Source organism: Paraburkholderia sp. A1RI-2L, from assembly GCF_048957375.1.
GTDB lineage: Bacteria > Pseudomonadota > Gammaproteobacteria > Burkholderiales > Burkholderiaceae > Paraburkholderia.
In genome coordinates this window covers 1,842,336-1,860,191 of the sequence record NZ_JARBTA010000001.1, presented here as the reverse complement: position 1 = coordinate 1,860,191, position 17,856 = coordinate 1,842,336, and the positions used below count along the sequence as shown (strand labels likewise).

General features: G+C 67.1%; 14 protein-coding genes. 4 read left to right on the top strand and 10 right to left on the bottom strand.

Annotation, left to right across the window (positions count from 1 at the left end; all coding sequences use genetic code 11):
• Positions 1-43: 43 nt before the first annotated feature.
• Complete coding sequence (locus tag PWP93_RS08615) at positions 44-1,216, bottom strand: vWA domain-containing protein (protein WP_421023484.1); 1,173 nt, start codon at positions 1,214-1,216, stop codon at positions 44-46.
• Positions 1,217-1,261: 45 nt separating this feature from the next.
• Complete coding sequence (locus PWP93_RS08610; protein WP_421023485.1) at positions 1,262-2,113, bottom strand: AAA family ATPase; 852 nt, start codon at positions 2,111-2,113, stop codon at positions 1,262-1,264.
• A gap of 390 nt (positions 2,114-2,503) precedes the next feature.
• Here PWP93_RS08610 and PWP93_RS08605 point away from each other — a divergent pair, with 390 nt between their 5' ends.
• Positions 2,504-2,869: a c-type cytochrome gene (locus PWP93_RS08605; protein ID WP_213296775.1), complete on the top strand. Its 366-nt coding sequence runs from the start codon at positions 2,504-2,506 to the stop codon at positions 2,867-2,869.
• A 76-nt stretch (positions 2,870-2,945) separates the two neighbouring features.
• Positions 2,946-3,329, top strand: a complete 384-nt coding sequence (locus tag PWP93_RS08600; RefSeq protein WP_421023486.1) for a c-type cytochrome — start codon at positions 2,946-2,948, stop codon at positions 3,327-3,329.
• A gap of 166 nt (positions 3,330-3,495) precedes the next feature.
• On the opposite strand, the gene PWP93_RS08595 is transcribed toward PWP93_RS08600, so the two are convergent.
• From PWP93_RS08595 to rsxB, 3 genes are all read right to left on the bottom strand, one after another.
• Positions 3,496-3,930 (bottom strand): DUF1841 family protein, encoded by a 435-nt coding sequence (locus PWP93_RS08595; RefSeq protein ID WP_421044147.1) that lies wholly within the window; start codon positions 3,928-3,930, stop codon positions 3,496-3,498.
• Between the two features lie 127 nt (positions 3,931-4,057).
• Entirely contained in the window at positions 4,058-4,702 is a 645-nt protein-coding gene (gene nth, locus PWP93_RS08590) for an endonuclease III (RefSeq protein ID WP_421044146.1), read from the bottom strand.
• Positions 4,699-5,691: an electron transport complex subunit RsxB gene (rsxB, locus tag PWP93_RS08585; protein WP_421044145.1), complete on the bottom strand. Its 993-nt coding sequence runs from the start codon at positions 5,689-5,691 to the stop codon at positions 4,699-4,701. The genes nth and rsxB overlap by 4 nt, the downstream gene beginning before the upstream one ends.
• A 298-nt stretch (positions 5,692-5,989) precedes the next feature.
• On the opposite strand from rsxB, the gene PWP93_RS08580 reads away from it, so the two are divergent.
• Positions 5,990-6,622 (top strand): TetR/AcrR family transcriptional regulator, encoded by a 633-nt coding sequence (locus PWP93_RS08580; protein ID WP_421044144.1) that lies wholly within the window; start codon positions 5,990-5,992, stop codon positions 6,620-6,622.
• 73 nt (positions 6,623-6,695) lie between these two features.
• On the opposite strand, the gene PWP93_RS08575 is transcribed toward PWP93_RS08580, so the two are convergent.
• The 3 genes from PWP93_RS08575 to PWP93_RS08565 form a co-directional block, all read right to left on the bottom strand.
• Positions 6,696-7,973 (bottom strand): polyhydroxyalkanoate depolymerase, encoded by a 1,278-nt coding sequence (locus PWP93_RS08575; protein ID WP_421044143.1) that lies wholly within the window; start codon positions 7,971-7,973, stop codon positions 6,696-6,698.
• 287 nt (positions 7,974-8,260) lie between these two features.
• Positions 8,261-10,138, bottom strand: coding sequence for a glycoside hydrolase family 15 protein (locus tag PWP93_RS08570; RefSeq protein WP_421044142.1), 1,878 nt, complete (start codon positions 10,136-10,138; stop codon positions 8,261-8,263).
• Positions 10,139-10,253: 115 nt separating this feature from the next.
• Positions 10,254-10,412 carry a DUF3096 domain-containing protein gene (locus PWP93_RS08565; RefSeq protein ID WP_421023493.1) on the bottom strand — a complete coding sequence of 53 codons (159 nt, stop codon included), beginning with the start codon at positions 10,410-10,412 and terminating at the stop codon, positions 10,254-10,256.
• A 136-nt stretch (positions 10,413-10,548) separates the two neighbouring features.
• Here PWP93_RS08565 and PWP93_RS08560 point away from each other — a divergent pair, with 136 nt between their 5' ends.
• Complete coding sequence (locus PWP93_RS08560; protein WP_421044141.1) at positions 10,549-11,841, top strand: lactonase family protein; 1,293 nt, start codon at positions 10,549-10,551, stop codon at positions 11,839-11,841.
• 81 nt (positions 11,842-11,922) lie between these two features.
• On the opposite strand, the gene PWP93_RS08555 is transcribed toward PWP93_RS08560, so the two are convergent.
• Both PWP93_RS08555 and PWP93_RS08550 read right to left on the bottom strand, forming a co-directional pair.
• Positions 11,923-16,692: a DNA translocase FtsK gene (locus tag PWP93_RS08555; protein ID WP_421044140.1), complete on the bottom strand. Its 4,770-nt coding sequence runs from the start codon at positions 16,690-16,692 to the stop codon at positions 11,923-11,925.
• 301 nt (positions 16,693-16,993) lie between these two features.
• The gene (locus tag PWP93_RS08550) at positions 16,994-17,671 is read right to left on the bottom strand and encodes an META domain-containing protein (RefSeq protein ID WP_421044139.1); all 678 of its coding nucleotides are present in this window, start codon (positions 17,669-17,671) and stop codon (positions 16,994-16,996) included.
• Positions 17,672-17,856: the final 185 nt, after the last annotated feature.

The following is a 17,856-nucleotide window of genomic DNA, read 5'->3' as shown; positions in this document are numbered from 1 at the left end:
GCGAGTGCGCGGCGCGGCGTTTCGATGCAGTGCGGCCGCGCGGCTATTTGCTCAGCACGCGCATGGCGGTTTCGAGCCCGGCGACGGTGAGCGGATACATGCGATGCCCGAGTATCTCGCGGATGATCGACACCGACTGCCGATACTCCCATAGCCGCTCGGGCTCGGGATTGAGCCACGCGAAATGCGGGAATTGGTCGGCGAGACGCCGCAGCCACACGGCGCCGGCCTCGGGGTTGTTGTACTCGACCGAGCCGCCCGGCTGCAGCACTTCATAGGGGCTCATGGTGGCGTCGCCGACGAAGATCAGCTTGTAGTCGGGCGTGAACTTGTGCAGCAGATCCCAGGTGGGCGTGCGCTCGGCGTGGCGCCGGCGGTTGTTCTTCCACAGGTAGTCGTAGACGCAGTTGTGGAAGTAGTAGAACTCGAGGTGCTTGAATTCGGCCTTCGCCGCCGAGAAAAGCTCTTCGGTGCGCTTGATGTGATCGTCCATCGAGCCGCCCACGTCGAGCAGCATCAGCACCTTCACGTTGTTGTGGCGCTCCGGGACCATCTTGAGGTCGAGCCAGCCCGCGTTGGCCGCCGTGCTGCGGATCGTGCCCGCGAGATCGAGTTCCTCGGCGGCGCCTTCGCGCGCGAAGCGGCGCAGGCGCCGCAGCGCGACCTTGATGTTGCGCGTGCCGATCTCGACCTGGTCATCGTAGTCGCGGTAGGCGCGCGCGTCCCACACTTTCACGGCGCTGCGCTGGCCGCCTTCGCCACCGATGCGGATGCCCTCGGGGTTATAGCCGCCGTTGCCGAACGGCGAGGTGCCGCCCGTGCCGATCCACTTGCTGCCGCCTTCGTGGCGCTCCTTCTGTTCCTCGAAGAGCTCCTTGAGGCGCTCCATGAGCTTGTCGAGCCCGCCCATCGCCTCGATCTGCGCGCGCTGCTCAGGCGTGAAGTCGCGTTCGAGCCGCTTCTTGAGCCAGTCTTCGGGAATCTCGAAGGCCAGCTCCGATTTTTTCTCGATGCCGCGAAAGTACGCGCCGAAGGCCTGGTCGAAGCGGTCGAAGTACTGCTCGTCCTTCACGAGCGTCATGCGCGCGAGGTAGTAGAAGTCGTCGAGCGAAGGCGCGATCACGCGTTCCTTGAGCGCTTCGACGAGCGTGAGGTACTCCTTCACGGAGACCGGCAGCTTCGCGTCGCGCAGCGTGTAAAAGAAGTCGATCAGCATGCAGGTTCTCCGGCCTTGCGAGCTTGCTCCGCGCTTGGCGCGTGGTCAGCGGTTATGACGGTTCATGTAGATGAGCCGCTCGAAGAGCGTCATGTCCTGCTCGTTCTTGAGCAGCGCGCCGGCGAGCGGCGGCATCGACTTCGAACCGTCCACCGCGCGCAGCGCGTCGGGCGGAATGTCTTCGGCGAGCAGCAGCTTGAGCCAGTCGAGCAGCTCGGAAGTGGATGGCTTCTTCTTCAGGCCCGCGACGTTGCGCAGCTCGAAGAAGCTTTCCATGGCCGCGCTGAGCAGATCCTTGCGAATGCCGGGGTAGTGCACCTCGACGATGCGCTGCATCGTGGCCGGGTCGGGGAAGCTGATGTAGTGGAAAAAGCAGCGGCGCAGGAACGCGTCGGGCAGTTCCTTCTCGTTGTTCGACGTGATGATGACGAGCGGGCGCTGCTTCGCTTTCACGAGCTCGCGCGTTTCGTACACGTAGAACTCCATGCGGTCGAGTTCGCGCAGCAAGTCGTTGGGGAACTCGATGTCGGCCTTGTCGACCTCGTCGATTAGCAGCACGCTTTGCTGCTCCGACTCGAACGCCTGCCACAGCACGCCCTTCACGATGTAGTTGCCGATATCTTTCACGCGCTCGTCGCCGAGCTGCGAGTCGCGCAGGCGCGAGACCGCGTCGTACTCGTAGAGGCCCTGTTGCGCCTTCGTGGTGGACTTGATGTGCCACTGCATGAGCGGCATGTCGAGCGCGGCGGCCACTTCCTCGGCGAGCATGGTCTTGCCCGTGCCGGGCTCGCCCTTGATGAGCAGCGGCCGTTTGAGGGTGATCGCGGCATTGACCGCGAGCTTGAGATCGTCGGTGGCGACGTACTGCGAAGAGCCTTCGAAACGCGTGGCGCGCATGATGAACCGCTCGCTAAAAAAATCTCAGTATAAGTCAGAAGGGGTGTTGGGCCGGGAGGGGCTCGCGTATCGTTGGGTCCGCCCGCGATGTGGACCTTTGCGCCACTCGTTTGCGGCTCGCAAGCAGCGCGCGAGACGCATCAGGGATGACCCGCACGTCACGCGCCAGGCCGCTCGCGAATATTTCACTCACGCCCGAGCCCCGTCCGGCGGGCGTCAGCGGGCCTTGCCCGGGCGGCAGCCCGGTGGACGTGCGGCGGGGCGTCGCGGTATACTCGGACCGATTTTTTTCGGCCTGCACGGCGACCCAAAAGTAAAACAGCAGTCATGCGTCGCAGGCCGTGGCCTGCGGTTCGGGCGTTCGAATCCCCTCAAGCCAGGTTGGATGCTATGAAAAAAATTGTCAGCAAGCACGTCATGTTTGGCGCATTGACAGTGCTGGCGGGCTTCGCGGCCTCGGCCCACGCGGATGTCGTGGGCGACGCGAAGGCAGGGCAGGGTAAGGTTGCGATGTGTATCGGCTGTCATGGTATTCCCGACTACCGCACCGCTTATCCCGAGGTCTATCACGTGCCGATCCTGGGCGGCCAGAACGCGCAGTACATCGCTAGCGCGCTGCACGGCTACAAGAAGGGTGATCGCCACTTCGGGACCATGCACGCGATCGCGGCGTCCCTGTCCGAGCAGGACATCGCCGATATCGCGGCTTATTACTCGTCGCAGACGGCCGCCACGAAAAACAATCCCGAGAAGTAACCGGCACGGGCGCTCTAGCGCAATGGGACCAGAGCAAGGCGCTAAAGCGCCAACTCTGGCCGACACAGGAGAATTCATGAACAAGCCCTATACGGCTGCGCGCGCGTCGCTTCTGAAGGCCGCCTCGGCGGCCGCCCTCACGCTTGCGTTCGGCGTGCAATCGGCGCAGGCCGCCGATGCCTCCAACGGCAAGGTGCTCGCCGACAGCCACAACTGTGCGGCCTGCCACGGCGTGAACCTGAACAAGCCGGTAAGCCCCGATTACCCGAAGCTCGCGGGCCAGCATGCCGACTACATCTTTTGGGCGCTGCGCCAATATCAGATGGGCAACGGCAACGCGAATTTCGGCCGCAGCAATCCGATCATGCAGGCGCAGGTACAGAGCCTCTCCGAGCGTGACCTGAAGGATCTGGCTGCTTACGTCGAATCGCTCAAGGGCGATCTGGTCGAGAAGAAGTAAGCGCAATCCGGCAGGCGCCATGCGGCATGCATGGCGTTTGTGCGCGATGCGCTTGCGATTCATGCAAAAACACCCCGTGCGAGACGCGCTTCAGGCGCTTTCTCGCACGGGGTGTTTTTGCATGGGCCTGCGCGCTTTCGGCCCGCTCGCCGGCGGCGGCCCGGGCTCAGTCGCGCGAGGCGCGCCGCTCGATGCGCGCGAGGTAAGCGTCGGTGTCGGGCGGCGTGTTGGTGCGCTGCGCTTCCCAGATCGTCTCGCCGAGACATTCCATGATGGCGTGCTGCGCGTCGTGGGTGGAGCCCAGGCGCGCCGCAAGCCGGTCGTGGGCCGCGCGGATGCCCGGCGGCTGATCGATCGAAAGCTGCTCGCTGATCGCGAGATGCATCGACAGATGCAAAAAGGGATTGCTCTGCCCGCGCTCGGGTGAATAGTCCTGCGCGGAGGCGGCTTGGGCATCGGCGAGTTGCGCGTGGTACTCGGGATGCTCGACGATCCAGTCAGCGGCCATCGCCTCGAGCGGCGTGAGAATCTCGCCCGCGCGCTGCTTGCGCCAGGTCTCGGTGAAAAAATGGCGGACTTCGTCGCGGCTGGGATTGAACATCGGGTGCTGGATCGTGCAGTGGTGAGGGCGGGGTGGTCGGAGCCTGATTCCATGTGATGCGGTGGCTCAGGCCTCGATTTTACGCCGGGCGTCGTTACGCCGGGCGTCGCTACGCCGGGCCGGTTCGTCAGAGTTCGGGGGGCGGCGTCTTCGGCTTGAACTCGCACAGCGGCTCGATCACGCAATGCCAGCACTCCGGGCGGCGCGCCTTGCACACGTAGCGGCCGTGCAGGATCAGCCAGTGATGGGCGTCCTGACGGAACTCGGCCGGCGTGAACTTCTCCAGGGCGGTTTCCACGGCCTTGACGTCCTTGCCGGGCGCGAGGCCGGTGCGGTTGGCGACGCGGAAGATATGTGTGTCCACGGCGATGGTCGGATGGCCGAACGCCGTGTTGAGCACCACGTTCGCGGTCTTGCGCCCGACGCCCGGCAGCGCTTCGAGCGCTTCGCGCGTTTGCGGAACCTCGCCGCCGTGCTGCTCGATCAGGATCTTGCAGGTGGCGATGACGTTCTTCGCCTTGGTGCGATAGAGGCCGATCGTCTTGATGTAATCGGCGACGCCTTCCTCGCCCAGCGCGAGCACCGCTTGCGGCGTATTGGCCACCGGAAACATCTTGCGCATGGCCTTGTTCACCGAAACGTCGGTGGCCTGCGCCGAGAGCATCACGGCGATCAGGAGTTCGAAGGGCGTCGTGAACTCCAGCTCGGTCGTCGGGTTTGGGTTGATGCTCTGGAGCGTCTCGTAGATGGCGCGGCGCTTGGTGGCGTTCATGCGGGCTTGTCGTTCTGATCGGCGTCCGGCGCGGGCTGTTCGGGCGTGGCTGCGCCCTCGGCCTTGCTGTCGGCCGAGCCCGCGTCGGCGGCGATGCCGAGACGCCGGCGGCGGGCCTCGGCGGCGTCGATTTGCGCCTGCACGTCGGCGCTCACGTGCTCGGTGTTGCGCGGGCCGACGCCGCGTTCGGCGAGCTCCAGTTTCTTGCGCCGCGCGCGTTCGAGCGCGGCCTGGATGATGGCTTTTTTCTTTGCTTCGGCGTCGTCGGCGGGCGAGGCCGCAGCCGGCGAGGCTGACGCGGCCGAAGCGCCGGACGCATCGGAAGCCGCTTCGGCGGGCGCCACCGCTGCGCGCCGCGCGGCAGCGCGCGCTTCCGCGGCATGACGCTCGGCGGCGAGCCGGGCCTGGCGGCGGTCGTGGCGCACGCGTGCTGCATCGGCTTGTTGCTGGGTCCACGCGTCCCAGCCCGTTGCGTCGCCGGTTACCGGAATCATCGCGATGCAGTCCACGGGGCAGGGGGCGACGCACAGGTCGCAGCCCGTGCATTGATCCTTGACGATGGTGTGCATCTGCTTGGGCGCGCCGACGATCGCATCGACCGGGCATGCCTGCATGCACAGCGTGCAGCCGATGCACAGTTGCTCGTCGATGAAGGCCACCGGGCGCGGCCGCTCGGCGCCGTTCACGGGGTTGATCGGAATGACCGGCTTGCCGAGCAGCTTCGCGAGGCGCGCGACGCCCTCGGCGCCGCCGGGCGGGCACTGGTTGTAGCTCGCGGCGCCGACGGCGACGGCTTCGGCATAGGGCCGGCAGCCGTCGTAGCCGCACTTGGTGCATTGCGTCTGGGGCAGCAGATCTTCGATGCGATCTGCGAGTGTCTTGGAATCGTTCACGGTTGCGATTGCTTGGCCGGCGGCGGCGTGGCTGCGCGAGCGCACGCCTCGGGCTTGCACGCCCAGGGGCTGCTCGCCCCGCGCCAAAGCCCGCATTATCGCCGATTTCCCGCATTGCCATCGGCGGGCCATGTGCCATAATCAAAGCGCTTAATTCGAATGTTCTCGCAGCGCTTGCATCATCGGCGCATGGCATTGGATCGAGTCCGCAGGACGGCGTCACATCTGCAGCGTCGGGCGAGGGGTCAAGACGACTGCAAACAAAGAAAAATCGAGAAGCGAAGGGTGTAGGTTCATTAACCCGGCGCGCTCCATGCACGCTGCCGCACGATGGGTTTGGAGAGGCCCGGCAGCGCAACGTGGAAAGCCGCGCCTATCGAGCGATCCTGCCACCATGAATCAGACGAAAATCAAAAGAGATCCTGAAGGCACGCGCCGCCGCATCCTGCTTGCTGCTGCGGAAGAGTTTGCGAATGGCGGCCTGTTCGGAGCCCGCGTCGACCAGATCGCGCGCCGCGCGGAAACCAACGAGCGCATGCTGTACTACTACTTCGGCAGCAAGGAGCAGTTGTTCACTGCCGTGCTGGAGCATGCATTCGGCGCGCTGAACGAGGCCGAACGCGCGCTCGATCTGGCCGGGCTCGCACCGGTCGAGGCGATCACGCGGCTCGCGCATTTCGTGTGGGATTACTACCGCGACCATCCCGACCTTCTGCGGCTCATAAACAACGAGAACCTCCACGAGGCGCGCTACATGCAGAAGTCCACGCGCATACACGAGATGATCTCGCCGATCATCGCGACGCTCGGCGCGATCCTCGCGCGCGGCGAGGCCGCGGGGCTGTTTCGCGCGAACGTCGATCCGCTGCGTCTTTACGTGACGCTCTCGGGCATGGGCTACTACATCGTGTCCAACCGCTACACGCTCAACGCCACGCTCGGGCGCGACTTCAGCACCGCCGCCGAGCGCGCCGAGATCATCCAGCTCAACACCGAGATGCTGCTTGCGTTCTTGATGCGCAAATGAAAAACCCCGCGCCCGGTGCGAACCAGGCGCGGGGTTGGGCGTTGCGTGCTGCGCGTGCGCCCTCTCAGGCGACTCACGCCACGGCGCTTTCCTTCGCGGTCTTCTTCGCGCGCTGGTGCACGCGGATGAAGTCGCGCAATTGCGGATAGATGATGGTGCGCCAGCGGCGGCCCGAGAAGATGCCGTAGTGGCCGCACTTTTCCGCGGTCAGGCGATGCTTGTGCTGCTCCGCGATGCCCGTGCACAGGTCGTGCGCGGCGTGCGTCTGGCCCGAGCCCGAGATGTCGTCGAGTTCGCCTTCGATCGTGAAGAGCGCGGTCTCGCGAATGTCCTGCGGCTTCACGCGCTCGCCCGCGACGTCCCACGTGCCTTCGGCGAGGCTGAACTCCTGGAACACCGTGCGGATGGTTTCGAGGTAGTACTCGGCGGCCATGTCGAGCACCGCGTTGTATTCGTCATAGAAACGGCGATGTGCTTCGGCATCCTCTTCGTCGCCGCGCAGCAGGCTCTTGTAGAAGTCCCAGTGCGCGGTGGTGTGGCGGCCCGGATTCATCGCGACGAAGCCTGCATGCTGCAGGAAGCCCGGATAGACCGCGCGCCCTTCGCCCGGATAGTTGGCGGGCACCGTGTGAATCACGTTGTTCGCGAACCATTCCATCGAGTGCTCGGTGGCGAGCGAGTTGACCGTCGTGGGGCTGCGGCGCGCGTCGATCGGGCCGCCCATCATCGTCATGGTGAGCGGGGTGGCCTCGCCGCGGCTCGCCATCAGCGAGATGGCCGCGAGCACCGGCACCGTGGGCTGGCACACCGAAAGCACGTGCAGGTTCCTCGCGCCGATATGGCGGATGAATTCCTGGATGTAGGCGATGTAGTCGTCCAGATGGAACGGGCCGGCTTCGAGCGGGACCATGCGCGCGTCGATCCAGTCGGTGATGTAGACCTTGTGGTCCTGCAGCAGCGTGCGCACGGTGTCGCGCAGGAGCGTCGAGTGGTGGCCCGAGAGCGGCGCGCACACGAGCACTGCGGGCTCGTCCTTGAGCGCCGCGACGGCGGTCGTATCGTCGGCGAAGCGCTTGAAGCGCAGCAGCCGGCAGAACGGCTTTTCGATGATGGTTTGCTCGACGATCGGAATGTTGAAGCCGTCTTTCTCGATCTGGCGGATGTCGAATTCGGGCTTCTCGTAGTCCTTGCCGAGGCGATAGAGCAGCTCGTAGCCCGCCGCGAGGCGGGTGGCGCCCGGCACGAGCGAGAACGGGCTCGCCGGATTCGAGAACGACTTGGAGGCGGCCTGCGCCCACGCAGTAAGCGGGCTCAGCAGGGCGCGTTGAAATTCACGGATTTGGTAGAGCATGGGTGCTCCAGCATCGGGGACGGTTCGCGCCCGCGCGGCACGGAACGCGGCCTGTAGTTGGTCGGTTAGCCTGTTTATCGGCTTTGCAGCCTGCCGCCTGAACGGCGCGGCGTACGGTTTGCCGCAAGCAGATGCGGATCCCGGCGCCAGGCTCGGACCTCCCGTGCCTGGCGGCTTCCGGATCGTTGTGCAATGCAGCAACCCAATTCCCAAGTGTAGCGCACTTGGCGCAGGCGCATGGGGGTTTTCGTGCGCTTGCGTACCTGTTTGGCATCGATTTCGTACTTTTACGATGCCTCGTTCGCCGCCGTCGCGAGATCCGGATCGATCGGCGGAGGCCCGGCAACGGCCGGATGCCCGGTCGCCCGGGCCATGTCCTGCTCGTGGCGCATCAAATTCAGCCCCGTATGAACGAGGGCCACATGAGAAAACGCTTGTGGAAAATTCCCCACAAGCCGGCCCGCCCCCGGGTCGTACTCCTCGGCGAGCAGTCCCACGTCGTTGGCGAGCGCAAGCAGACGCTCGTACATCTTGCGCGCGTCGTCTACGCGGCCCTGGAGCGCGAGGTTGTCCACCATCCAGAAGCTGCAGGCGAGGAAGGTACCCTCGCCGGGCGGCAGGCCGTCGTTGAAGTCGGTGGTGCGGTAGCGCATCACGAAACCTTCCACCATCAGGTCGCGCTCGATGGCCGCGACCGTGCCCGCGATGCGCGGGTCCGAGGCCGGCAAAAAGCTCACCAGCGGCATCAGCAGCAGGCTCGCGTCGAGGTCGGTGCCGCCGTAGATCTGCGTGAACGAATTGAGCGAGGGATTGAAGCTGCGCTCGCAGATGGTCGCGTGAATGGTGTCGCGCAGCGTGCGCCAGTGATCGAGCGGGCCGGGCAGCTCGAACTTCTCGGCCGAGCGGATGCAGCGGTCGAACGCCACCCACGCCATGACCTTCGAGAACGTGAAGTGCTGACGCCCGCCGCGGGTTTCCCAGATGCCTTCATCGGGCTCGGTCCAGACTTTTTCGAGGTGCTCGAGCATCGTGCACTGGATCGACCACGCGGTTTCGTCGGCCTGCAGGCCGACCACGCGCGCGAGGTGCAGCGCGTTCATGACTTCGCCATAAACGTCGAGCTGCAACTGCCCGACTGCGTTGTTGCCCACGCGCACCGGCTTCGCGCCTTCGTAGCCGGGCAGCCAGTCGAGCTCGAACTCGGGCAGGCGGCGCTCGCCGGCAATGCCGTACATGATCTGCAACTGCGAGGGCGAGCCCGCCATCACGCGGCCGAGCCATGCGCGCCAGGCGCGCGCTTCGTCGTAGTAGCCGCCGCGCATCATCGCGAGCAGCGTGATGGTGGCGTCGCGCAGCCAGCAGTAGCGGTAGTCCCAGTTGCGCGTGCCGCCCAGCTGCTCGGGCAGCGAGGTGGTGGGCGCGGCGACGATGCCGCCGGTGGGCTCGAACGCGAGCGCCTTGAGCGTGATGAGCGAGCGGCGGATCGGCTCGGCCCAGCGGCCTTCGACGGTGCTGCGCGCCGACCATTCCTCCCAGAAGTTCTCGGTGCGCGCGAGCGCCGTGAAGGGGTCGCGCGGCGGCGGCAGGCGCAGATGCGAGGCCGCGTAGGCCATCGAGAACGGCACGCGCTCGCCTTCGCTCACATCGAATTCGGCGACGGTGCGCATGTTCTCACCTTGCAGGTCGACGGGCGTGCGCAGCACGACGGTGTCGGGGCCGACCGTCGCCTTGATGCCGCTCTCGTAAGCGAGGCGGCTCACCCAGGGCACCGAAAAACCGTAGTCGAAGCGCAGCACGAGTTCGCAGTGCATGCGCACGGTGCCGCGCCGGCCCACCACGAGCCGCACGAGTTCGCTCCAGCCATTGCCGGGCGGCATGAAATCGATGAGCGTGACGGCGCCCTCGGGCGTTTCGAAATCGGTTTCGAGGATCAGCGTCTCGCCGCGGTAACGGCGCGTGGTTTTGATCGTGGCCTGGGAGCCGTCGGCCGGCGGGACCGGCGCGATCAGCCAGCGGCCGTTGTTCTCGGTGCCGAGCAGCGCCGCGAAGCACGCGCCGGAATCGAAGCGCGGCCAGCAGAGCCAGTCGATGGAGCCCTCGCGGGACACGAGCGCGGCCGTGTGGCCGTCGCCGATCATTGCATAGTCTTCGATGAGTGCGGGCATGGTAAGCAGATTGACAGCGTTGCGCCTGGAGCGGAAACGGCAGATGCACGCACAAGATTAGTGGGTGCGGGGGGACTCGCGCAACGCGTTTTGCTGCATGCCATGCACGCCTGCATCAAAAATGCCCGAAGTGGCCGCCGGTGCCGAAGAGCCCGACCAGCCCGATGATGATGAGATAAAGCGCAACGATGTAATTGAGCAGGCGCGGCGCAACGAGAATCAGAATGCCGGCGATGAGCGAGACGAGCGGGCCGATCGCAAGATGGATGTTCATTGACTGGTTCCTCCCTGGGCAGAGCGGGCCTGGCCTGGCGGCCAGCGGCCAGCCTGGCGCAAGCTCTCCTATACTGGGCCGCGAATCCTCACGCCGCCGATGCGCTCGCGCTTCGACAAGAAAAATGGAGGTCGACATGTTTCAGGTCCATGACGCAGCAATCGCCGTGCCCGCACGCCGGCTCGATCGCCGCCATCGTAACTATGCGCCGCACGCGAAAAGGCGCGCGCTCATTCATCAGATCATCAAGGGTATCGTCATCATGGCTTCAGTCGCCGCCACCCAGGCGTTCGCTCAGACCAGCGCGGGCGCATCAGCCGATACGGCAGCCAATGGCGTGTATGACTTGATCGTCGGCACCTATACCGGCGGCAAGAGCGAGGGGCTCTACGTCTATCGCTTCGACTCGAAAACCGGCGACGCCCGGCAGGTGAGCGTCGCGAAGACGGTGAATCCGTCGTATCTCGTGGTCAGCAAGGACAAGCGCTTCGTCTACGCGGTGAACGAGCTGCCCGGCGACAATGGCCCGGCGACCCAGCGCGGCGACGTGAGCGCATTCGGCTTCGACGCCGCGAGCGGCCAGCTTACGTTCCTCGACAAGGTGTCCGCGCAAGGCAACGACCCATGCTATCTGAGCCTTTCACCCGATGGGCGCTATCTCCTCGTCGCCAACTATTCGGTGGCGGCGGACCCCGGCGGCAGTTTCGCGGTGCTGCCCATTGAGCAGGACGGCAAGCTCGGGGCCTCGGTGCTCACCGTGCATCACGAGGGCAGCGGTCCGGTGAAAGGGCGTCAGGACAGCGCGCACGTGCATTCCACGGTGTTCTCGCCGGACGGGCGCTATCTCTTCACCCAGGATCTCGGCACCGACAAGCTCTGGACCTACCGCTACATGCCGGACGGCAGCCGCGGTCTCGTGAGCCCGGCCGAGTGGCGCTACACCGACGTGAAGGCCGGCACGGGACCGCGCCACCTCGTCTTCGGCAACGACGGACGCTTCGCCTACCTCACGAGTGAACTGGCCGCCACGGTGAGCGTGTTCGCTTACCACGACGGTCGCCTGACGCTAGAACAGGTCGAAAAGCTGACGGAGCCGGCTTTCAAGGGCGCGGTGGGTGCGGCGGCGCTGCATCTGTCGCCGGACGGCAAGTTCCTGTACGTCTCGAATCGCGGCGACGCCAACGACATTTCGATCTTCGCCGTCGACGCCCACACGGGCAAGCTCAGGCGCGTGGGCCGTCAATCGAGCCTCGGCAAGGCGCCGCGCGAGTTCGCGATCGATCCGAGCGGCCAGTGGCTCATCGTCGGCAATCAGAACAGCGATACGGCATGGGTGTTCCGCCGCAATCAGGAAACGGGCCTGCTCGAGCCGAATCCGAAGCGCATCGACATCGGCTCGCCCGTCGACTTCAAGTTCGTCGCGCCGTAAAAAGCAAAGCGCCGCGCTGTATCGCTCCGGCGCGGCGCTTTGCGTTCAGGCGTTCGTGCCTCACGGCACGCATCGCGAGGCTTACTCGGCCTGGCCTCCTGGAACGAGCACTTCGCGGCTGCCGTTGATGCCCATCGGCGAGACGAGGCCCGCCGCTTCCATCTGCTCGACGAGGCGCGCGGCGCGGTTGTAGCCGATGCGCAACTGCCGCTGCACCGAGGAAATCGACGCGCGCCGCGTGCGCACGACGAATGCGACCGCTTCGTCGTAGAGCGGATCGGCTTCCGCATCGGGCGATTCGCCGAACAGATCCTGCGGCGCGCCTTCGCCGGCGGGGCCGTCGAGGATGCCTTCGACATACTCGGGCTCGCCGAACTGCTTCAGATACTCGACCACGGCGTGCACTTCCTCGTCGGCGACGAACGCGCCGTGCACGCGCTGCGGGTAGCCCGTGCCCGGCGGCAGGAACAGCATGTCGCCCTGGCCGAGCAGCGACTCGGCACCCATCTGGTCGAGAATCGTGCGCGAGTCGATCTTCGACGAGACCTGGAACGCCACGCGCGTCGGAATGTTCGCCTTGATGAGACCGGTGATGACGTCCACGGAAGGGCGCTGCGTCGCGAGGATCAGATGAATGCCCGCAGCGCGCGCCTTTTGGGCGAGACGCGCGATCAGCTCTTCGATCTTCTTGCCCGCGACCATCATGAGGTCGGCGAGCTCGTCGATCACCACCACGATCATCGGCAGCGGCGAGAGCGGCTCGGGCGCCTCGGGCGTGAGCGAGAACGGATTGCCGATCTTCTTCTCGTGCGCTTCGGCGTCGCGAATTTTCTGGTTGAAGCCCGCGAGATTGCGCACGCCCACCGCCGACATCAGCCGGTAGCGCTTCTCCATCTCGCCCACGCACCAGTTCAGCGCGTTGGCGGCGAGCTTCATGTCGGTGACCACGGGCGCGAGCAGATGCGGAATGCCTTCGTACACCGAAAGTTCCAGCATCTTCGGGTCGATCATGATGAGCCGCACGTCCTCGGGCGTGGCCTTGTAGAGCAGCGAGAGGATCATCGCGTTGATCGCCACCGACTTGCCCGAGCCGGTCGTGCCCGCGACGAGCATGTGCGGCGCCTTGGCGAGGTCGGTGACGATCGGGTGGCCGACGATGTCCTTGCCCATCGCGATCGTGAGCTTCGACTGCGAGCGGTGGTACGGCGCCGATTCGAGAATCTCCGAGAGGCGGATCATCTGGCGGCGCGCGTTGGGCAGTTCGAGCCCCATGCAGGTCTTGCCGGGGATGGTCTCGACCACGCGGATCGACGTGAGGCCGAGACCGCGCGAAAGATCCTTCATGAGGCCGACGATCTGGCTGCCGCGCACGCCGAGCGCGGGCTCGACTTCGAAGCGCGTGATGACCGGGCCCGCCGACGCGCCCACTACGGTCACGGGCACCTTGAATTCCTGCAGGCGCTGCTCGATCAGCTGGCTCGTTTCGGCGAGCTTTTGCTCGGAGACGGGCTCGATTTCGGACGAGGCGCGCTCGAGCAGTTCGATGCCGGGCAACTCGACCGCCGATGCGCTGAGCGGCTGGAACTCGAACGAGGTCGGCGCGTGGCCGCGCACGGGCTGGCGCGGCGCGGGGGCTTGCTGGACGTCGGGCTGGACTTCGGGCTGGACTTCGGGCGGTATAGCGGGCGCGCCGTTGCCGTGGTCGAGCGCGGTTGCGGTTGCCTGCGCCCACGGCGGTGTCATGCTGGCGTAGCCGCCTGTTGCAACCGGGGCGGGCGACAGTGGCGCAGGGGCCTCGTGCGCGGCGGTTTGCTGCGTGGCTTCGACTGCCGGGGCAACGAACGGCGCTGCCGCTGATGCCTGAATAGCGGCGACGGCGGGCGCGCTTGCGGAGCCGATCGATGCAAATGGCGGCGTCGCGGTGATTGCGGGCTGCGCGGGCGGAGCCGGCTGCGCAGGGGCCTCGGGCTTGGGTTCCGCGGGCGTGGCAGGCGCGGCAGCGAACGGGGCCGGCGTGGGCAGAGCACGGGCCGCCACGGGCGAGCAGGGCGCGAAACTCGCCGGCGCAATGGGCGTCGTGGCCATGGCGCCCGGCGTTGCGTCGGGCATCGTGCTGGATGCAGTATCGGGTACCCGAGCCAGAAACGAAGGCACTTCAACGGCGGGTGCCGGTGCAAAAGCGCGGGCCTGGTGCGCGGGCAGCGAGGCGTCGTGGCCGGCTGGCGTGTCGTCCGGTTGCACGGCGTTCACAGGCGATGTCTCTGCGATCGCGTCATGGCTTGCCGGCGTGGACGGCACGGCGTGCAGCGCTACCGTCGCAACGCGCGGGAATTGGACGACGTTTTCGGCGCTTTGCGGTTCCGGTACATCGGGCGTTACGTCCAGCGTTGCTTCAGGCTGCGGCGGCTCGCTCGTCTCGTCGACGGCATCGTGATGCGGGAGCGGCGTGGCAGGCGGCAGCGCGGCGCGGATTGTCTGGGCAACGTTCTCCGACGGCGCAAGGCTCGCGGCTTGAGCCGTGGGCTCGGGCGCCGAAGCGGCCTGGCCAGGCGCTGCGTCGGCTGGTTCGGCGGCTGGTTCGGCGGCTTCCGGTTCGTCGTCGAGCATGACCCACGGCATGCCGTTGTCGAAGGTCGGCCAGTGGACGGGCGAAGTTGCGAGCGGCTGTGCGGGCGGCGTTGCCGTTGCAGCGGGCGCTGCAGGCTCTGGCAGCACGTCTTCCTCTTGCGCATCGATGAGGAACGCGGGGAGAGCGCTCGGGTGGCGCGGGTTCGGGGCATCGTCGGCGTCAGTCCACGGCGCGACCGATTCGGCAGCGGGGGGGGTGACCGACGGCATCGCGGCGGTCGATGCAGCGGACGCCAGGCCGGATTCAGCGGTTTGTTCCGGTTGCGCGGGAGCCGGCGACGCGTCGCGGCGCACGCTCGCGGGCGTTTGGGCGAGTTCGGCCGGCGCATGCGCCAGAGGGGCTGCGCAAGCCAGCGGAGGCGGTTCGTTCGCCGCATCTGCGGGAGCCGCGCTATCGAGCGCTGCCGCCTCGGGCAGCGGAGCGATCTGCGATTCGACAAGCGGCGCTGCCGTGGCGAGGCTCGCGTCGCTGGCCGGCAGGTCAGCGGCGGCATCGGCGTTCGCGCGCAATTCCGTTTGCGTTGTAGCCTGGTCGATCGTGTTGCGGCGCGCGAGGCTCGCGCCCGCGAGCGTCGTCCAGCGCGCGGCGTTTTCCTCGATCGAGCGCAGCGTTTCGAGCACGCCGGTCGAGAGGGGCGCTTGCGGCGCGGATGCCGTGCCCTGCGCCGGGCGGGAGTAGGCCGGCGTGGCGGTGCCCGCGAGCGGCGTCGTTGCGGGCGCACCGAACCGGGTGCTGAATGACGCGTCGGGCGCGCGCTGTGCCGGGTTGGATGCGCCCTTGGCCGGCCAGACGAACGGACGCTGCGGTTTCTGCTGGCGTGCTTGTGGCGTGGCTGCGGCCGCTGCACGCGCGGCGGTGCTGCCCGCGACGGGCGGCGGCGCGCTACGGCGTGCCGGGGCCGGTTGCGCAAACGGCGAAACCAGCGGATCGCGCGGCGCGGACAAGCCGCGCGGCGTGACTGCGGCCGTCGATGCGAGTGTGGCGGCGGCTGCCGCCTGGCGCATGCCCGGCGCGCTCATGGGTGAAATCGGCGGCGACATCGCGGAGGAGAGCGGGGCGGCAATGGGGGCAGCCGGGGGGATCCGAGCCGTGCGCCGCGTCGTCGTGCTGCCTTCTGCGCCGGCAAGCGCCGCGCCACCTGCCGGAGCCCCGCCGAACGGTGCGCCGCCGATGTCGGCCAATGCCTGGCGGCGCGAGTCGGGGGGGAAGCCGGCTGGTGGGGTAGTGGACGGTACACCGTTCGCGCCCGCTGCCGGGCTGCGGCGCGCATCGATCGGTTGACCCTCGCGTAGCCAGCCAGCCGGGGCGGTCGGTTCGGAGCGCGCCCATGCGGCGGCGGGGCTTGGCTCAGGCGACGCGAAATCCGGTTCTGTACGCCACGGCGAGGCGCTGCTACGCGTCCCGCCATTCACCGCGAATGCGCCATCCGCGTCCCGAGCCGTCGCGCCCGCCGCCGCACTTGCCGCCGCACTTGCCACGCCGGCGGCGCTCGCCGCGCGTTTGCCCGGCATCTGCGGACGCCATACGGTTGGACGTTTGCGGCGTGCTCCATCGAGCGGTTCGGCAAAGCCGCCTGCACCAGGCGTGCCGCTTGCGCTGCTGGCACCGATGCCCTGCGCCGGCCTCGCGCCCGAAGCCGTCCTGCCCCCGAGCCCCAGGCCGCTGCCAAGGCCGCTAGCCAGCTTGCCGAGGCCGCCCAGGCCGCTCATGCCATGCGAGCCCGAGCCCGAGCCCGAGCCCGAGCCCGAGCCCGAGCCCGAGCGCGAGCGCGCCGCGCCGTGCGGCTGCGCGGCGTCCTGTCTGGACGCGCGGCGGCTGCGGCGTTCATCGTCGTCTTCTTTGTTCGACGGACGGATGTTGAGCCCGAGGCCGAGCGAGACGTCGGCCCAGGCGAAGAAGTCGCGCCAGCGGAAATCGATGAGCCAGGGCAGGCTCACGAACAGCAGCGCCGCCATCGCGAGCGGCGCGGCGATACGCCCGATCAGCTTGCCGAGCCCGCCCGCGAGCGCATGCCCGAGCGCATCGAAGCCGTCGATGTTCAGGAGCGTGGCTTCGAGCGCGCAGCTTGCCAGCAACACGCAGACAAAGCCGAGCCAAAGCCGGATCGTGCCAGGGCCGCGCAAGCCCGCGCCGCCAGGCAGCACCGACTTCACGAGACGCCAGATCAGAGGGACGAACCAGATGGCGGATAAGCCGAACCAGCCAGGGACTACCGTGTGCATGCCAGAGATCAACGCTTAAAAGATGTGCAACGTATCGAGTGTAACCGCCAGGCCCCTGCGCACCGCAATGCGCGTTGCCGCGCCGCAACCGGGGTGGCCGCTCAGGCGCCTGGCGAGCGTGCTGCAAGCCCGGCGCGCAGGGCTATAAGCAGGGCGGGCCGCTGCGGGAAACCACGCCGGAAACCGTGCGGTACTTAGCAGGAAGAAGACTGTGGACCAGTGTGCCGCGCGCAAGGTGCGAGACGGTGCGCCAAAAAGAGCTGCGCCGCAAGCGGGCGCGGCTGCCGGATGGCGCGGTGCCTCACTTGCCCTGCTTCGCGGGCATGGCGGCGGAGGCGGACGCTGCGGACGGCGCGCTTGCGGGCGCACCGGCCGCAGCGGGCCCACCCGCTTGGGCGAAGGTCAGGCGGTCGCCATTTTCGAGCACGACCAGAAGTGCTTGCGGTTCGCGCATTTGCACGCCCGAACGCTGGATGTGCGCGAGTGCGTCGAGATACGGGCCTTCGATTTCGCCGCCCGTGCCGATGCACGCCATGCGCGTGCCCGCGAGCTGGCCAAACGAGAGCAGCCCGTTCTTGAGCGAGTAGCTGCCCATGTAGCGATTGCAGCCCGAGAAGCCGCTCGCACGGCGCTGGCCGCTGCCGGTCGAGAGATCGAGCGTGATGGGCCGCGCGGCTCGAACATCAGGGGCGCCGCTGTCGGTGGATGCGCTCGGCACTGCGGGCACCGCGCGCTGCGTGCCGTCGGCGCGTTTCCATTCGACGAGTTGCCAATGCGTGTTGTCGAGCAATTGAGTCGTGGCGGGATTGAACGGGTCGGGCGGCGGTACGGACGTGTCCTGGTGAACCGGCAGCTTGCAGGCGGCAAGCAGGAGCGCAGCCGCAGCGGCGGCCGCGAACGGCGCGGTGTATGACGCACGCGAGGCGAGCAGGCGCGCAATCTTGCGTGCGGCGGGGCGTGTGCTCGAGCGGTGGGGCATCGCATCGTTCCTTATAACTGGCGAAGGCGTAAGCGTAACGCACCAAGGGGCCGCATGCGAGCGCAAAGGCTCGCTGGAGATCTGCAAAAGCCTGCCTCACGCGCTCGATCGAGGCGCGTGGGACCTGCGTGGGACCTATTTCTCGCGCAATGCCCGCTCAATTCACGCACGGGTGGCGCGAGACC

Excerpts from the sequence above, each read along its gene's own strand:
- PWP93_RS08615 (WP_421023484.1), bottom strand. The coding sequence starts at position 1,216 with ATGCTGATCGACTTCTTTTACACGCTGCGCGACGCGAAGCTGCCGGTC.
- PWP93_RS08610 (WP_421023485.1), bottom strand. The coding sequence starts at position 2,113 with ATGCGCGCCACGCGTTTCGAAGGCTCTTCGCAGTACGTCGCCACCGAC.
- PWP93_RS08605 (WP_213296775.1), top strand. The coding sequence starts at position 2,504 with ATGAAAAAAATTGTCAGCAAGCACGTCATGTTTGGCGCATTGACAGTG.
- PWP93_RS08600 (WP_421023486.1), top strand. The coding sequence starts at position 2,946 with ATGAACAAGCCCTATACGGCTGCGCGCGCGTCGCTTCTGAAGGCCGCC.
- PWP93_RS08595 (WP_421044147.1), bottom strand. The coding sequence starts at position 3,930 with ATGTTCAATCCCAGCCGCGACGAAGTCCGCCATTTTTTCACCGAGACC.
- nth (WP_421044146.1), bottom strand. The coding sequence starts at position 4,702 with ATGAACGCCACCAAGCGCCGCGCCATCTACGAGACGCTCCAGAGCATC.
- rsxB (WP_421044145.1), bottom strand. The coding sequence starts at position 5,691 with ATGCGGGCTTTGGCGCGGGGCGAGCAGCCCCTGGGCGTGCAAGCCCGA.
- PWP93_RS08580 (WP_421044144.1), top strand. The coding sequence starts at position 5,990 with ATGAATCAGACGAAAATCAAAAGAGATCCTGAAGGCACGCGCCGCCGC.
- PWP93_RS08575 (WP_421044143.1), bottom strand. The coding sequence starts at position 7,973 with ATGCTCTACCAAATCCGTGAATTTCAACGCGCCCTGCTGAGCCCGCTT.
- PWP93_RS08570 (WP_421044142.1), bottom strand. The coding sequence starts at position 10,138 with ATGCCCGCACTCATCGAAGACTATGCAATGATCGGCGACGGCCACACG.
- PWP93_RS08565 (WP_421023493.1), bottom strand. The coding sequence starts at position 10,412 with ATGAACATCCATCTTGCGATCGGCCCGCTCGTCTCGCTCATCGCCGGC.
- PWP93_RS08560 (WP_421044141.1), top strand. The coding sequence starts at position 10,549 with ATGTTTCAGGTCCATGACGCAGCAATCGCCGTGCCCGCACGCCGGCTC.
- PWP93_RS08555 (WP_421044140.1), bottom strand. The coding sequence starts at position 16,692 with ATGCACACGGTAGTCCCTGGCTGGTTCGGCTTATCCGCCATCTGGTTC.
- PWP93_RS08550 (WP_421044139.1), bottom strand. The coding sequence starts at position 17,671 with ATGCCCCACCGCTCGAGCACACGCCCCGCCGCACGCAAGATTGCGCGC.